This is a genomic window from Microbacterium sp. (assembly GCF_035554235.1).
GTDB lineage: Bacteria > Actinomycetota > Actinomycetes > Actinomycetales > Microbacteriaceae > Microbacterium.
Map to the genome: position 1 here is coordinate 1 of NZ_DATMIO010000256.1, position 2,976 is coordinate 2,976.

The 2,976-nt window shown below is 64.5% G+C and carries 3 protein-coding genes; 2 read left to right on the top strand and 1 reads right to left on the bottom strand.

All coding sequences use genetic code 11. The features are described 5' to 3' along the window. Nucleotides 1–828, bottom strand: an 828-nt coding sequence (locus VNT50_RS12915; protein ID WP_325485515.1) for a putative oxygenase MesX, incomplete at its 3' end; no start/stop codon positions are given. A gap of 124 nt (nucleotides 829–952) precedes the next feature. On the opposite strand from VNT50_RS12915, the gene VNT50_RS12920 reads away from it, so the two are divergent. Together VNT50_RS12920 and VNT50_RS12925 are read left to right on the top strand one after the other, a co-directional pair. Continuing rightward, complete coding sequence (locus tag VNT50_RS12920) at nucleotides 953–1,894, top strand: LysR family transcriptional regulator (protein ID WP_325485516.1); 942 nt, start codon at nucleotides 953–955, stop codon at nucleotides 1,892–1,894. A gap of 185 nt (nucleotides 1,895–2,079) precedes the next feature. After that, the gene (locus VNT50_RS12925) at nucleotides 2,080–2,646 is read left to right on the top strand and encodes a flavin reductase family protein (RefSeq protein ID WP_325485517.1); all 567 of its coding nucleotides are present in this window, start codon (nucleotides 2,080–2,082) and stop codon (nucleotides 2,644–2,646) included. Nucleotides 2,647–2,976: the final 330 nt, after the last annotated feature.

The following is a 2,976-nucleotide window of genomic DNA, read 5'->3' on the forward strand; positions in this document are numbered from 1 at the left end:
GAGCTGAGACGATAGCGCGGCAGCCGAGTTCGCGTTGTAGATCTCCGGTCGATAGATCTTCTGGAACGTCTCCATCGTGCTGATCGTGCCGATGAGTTGCAGGTTGGAGTAGTCCTCGACGAGATCGCCGCGGAAGTAGAACGCGAGCGGCGCGACGCCCCTGGGGGGCATGAAGTATCGGACCTGCAGTCCCATCCGTCCGAAGTACTCGTCGGTCAGCGAGTAGTCGTCCTGCAGATACTCGACGCCGAGGACCGGGTGGTGATACTCGGTCCGACGATACGTCTTGCTCGTCGAAACGCTGATGCAGACCACGGGCGACATCGGGAAGCGTTCGCGGTACACGTCGGAGTCGAGGAAGTGCTGGAACAGCTTGCCGTGCAGAACGCCGAAATCGTCGGGCACGGTGAACTCCCCGGCGGCCTCGGTGGCCGCCGGCAGCAGCACGCTGAAGTCGAAATCGCGGACATAGGAGGAGAAGTTGTTCCCCACGATCCCGCGGTGACGTGCCTCGGTCCGCCGATCGACGATCTGGATGTCGAGCACCTCGAGCAGCGGGAATTCCTGATCCTCGCCTCCCGCGGCGAACTGCAGCTCGACGGTGACGATCTCGAGTTCGACGGTGTAGCGGTCCCGGTTCGGGTTGTCCCAGTGCGCGAGGTCGTTGAATCGGTGGTCGATCATCGCCAGGGCGTTGCGGAGGTTCTGCCGGCGGTGCTCGCCACGGGCCAGATTGGCGAAGTTCGTGGTGATCCGGGAACTGTCCGACGGCGAGTAGTCCTCATCGAAGCGGGTAGTGGTGACGCTGAACGTGAACTCGTTCGCCATGAGTGGCCAATCCGTGGGCTGATCGGCCGGGCTCGGCCTTGCGGAATTCGGTACGCCCATCGTCCAGGCACAAAGCGGCCATCGACAAACTAATCGCGGCTATCGATTCCTATAGTCTCTACCTATGGTTAGGCGATCACCCAGTATCACGCTGCAGCAGCTCCACTACTTCATCGAGGTCGCCGCGGAGGGATCGATCAGCGCCGCCGCCGACCTGCTCTATGTCTCCCAGCCGACCATGTCCGCCGCGATGAAAGACCTCGAGACCCGGGTGGGCCGCGCCCTCCTCCTCCGCTCCGCCCGCGGCGTGACGCTCACCGCCGATGGTGCGGAGTTCCTCGGCTATGCCCGGCAGGTCACCGAGCAGGTAGGGCTTCTCGAGCAGCGCTACCTGGGTCGGCCGCCGTCGCGACGCCTGCTCGGCGTTTCGGCGCAGCACTACTCGTTCGTGGTCGACGCGTTCGTGCGAATGGTGAAGGGCAGCGGGGCGGCCGAGTACGAGTTCTCGCTGCGTGAGACTCGCACCTGGGACATCATCGAAGACGTCCGGACGCTGCGCAGCGAGCTCGGCATCCTCTACCGGAACGACTTCAACCGGAACGTCATCGACAAACTACTCCGGGACTCCGGGCTCGCGTTCCGCCCGCTCTTTCTCACCGAGCCGCACATCTTCATCTCCCGGAAGAACCCCCTCGCCTCTCGAGATCGCGTCACCCTCGCCGATCTCGCCGACCTGCCGCGGCTCACCTTCGACCAGGGGGCGAACAACTCGTTCTACTTTGCCGAGGAGATCCTCTCCACGTTGTCGAGCAAGCAAGAGATCCGGGTCTCCGACCGCGCTACGATCTTCAACCTCATGATCGGGCTCGACGGCTACACGATCTCGACCGGCATCATCAGCGACGACCTCGACCCGGAGATCGTCGCCATCCCGCTCGACGTTGACGAACGCATCGAGATCGGCTGGATCGGCCATTCGGCGATCCCGCTCACCGAGCAGGCGCAGCGCTACCTCGCTGAACTGCGGACCGTCGTGGCAGGCTTCGGCGTGGCGCTGCTCGGCTAACCTCTCACGCACGACTCGCGAGCCATAGGGAAGGGCTATAGGGATATATAGCCATGCTTAGTTTGTCGATGGGCGGTAGGTGCCTGGACGATGGCTGTACCGACTTCCGCAAGGCCGAGCCCGGCCGATCACCCCACGGATTGGCCACTCATGGCGAACGAGTTCACGTTCAGGGTCCCCCAGGCATGACGAATCCCGCAACTGCCACTCGATCGGCCGGTGCGAGACCGGGCTTCGACTCCTCGTTGTCGCCGGACGAGTTCAAAGCCGCCTTTCGCGGGCACCCCGCTGGCGTGGCGGTCATCACCGCTGACGCGGGGGGAGGGCCGGTGGCGCTGACCGCGACTTCCGTGTCGTCAGTCAGCGCCGACCCTCCATTGCTCATCTTCTCGATCTCGGCCCAGTCGTCCACCGCGGCGGCGTTCGCCCGCGCGGAGACCGTCGTGGTCCACCTCCTCGACGCCGACGACCTCGAGGTCGCGAAACTCGGCGCCACCCGCGGCGTCGACCGCTTTGCCGAAACGGACCGCTACTCCCGTCTCGTCACAGGCGAGCCGGTGTACAACGGCGTGCGTGCGTGGGTTCGTTGCGCGGTCATCGGCCGCATGGATGCCGGCGGCTCCACCGTCATAGCGGCGCACGCCCTGCAATCGCAGATCGACCGCGACGTCAGCGGCGGACAGCACGGCGACGCCCTCGTGTACCACAACCGGTCTTGGCACAGGCTCGGCGAACACTCCCAGATCACTTGAACGACGCGAAGCGCTCGGCCTCTGGCGTTCGAGGAACGCGCCGCCCGAGCCGACAAGAGCGCGCGAACTCGCGCGATCTTCCAGCGAATCCGGGACGAGGACGCTGCCCTGCTGGACGCACTTGCCAAGTGACTGTGACGAATTCGTTCGGGCAGTAGCCGATCGTCTACTTGAGTCAACCCGGACGGGCTGCGATGAGGCTCGTCGTCGTCAACCGATGACACGGGACGAAATGTTGGCGGGCACTGACATGACGATCTCCCGCGAGCTCCCACGTCGGCCCCAGCGTCAGCCGCCGAACGAAATACCTGATTAGCGGCCATATTCGTC

What these genes read in the sequence shown, in the direction of transcription:
- VNT50_RS12925 (WP_325485517.1), top strand. Translation starts at nt 2,080, where the DNA reads ATGACGAATCCCGCAACTGCCACTCGATCGGCCGGTGCGAGACCGGGC.
- VNT50_RS12920 (WP_325485516.1), top strand. Translation starts at nt 953, where the DNA reads ATGGTTAGGCGATCACCCAGTATCACGCTGCAGCAGCTCCACTACTTC.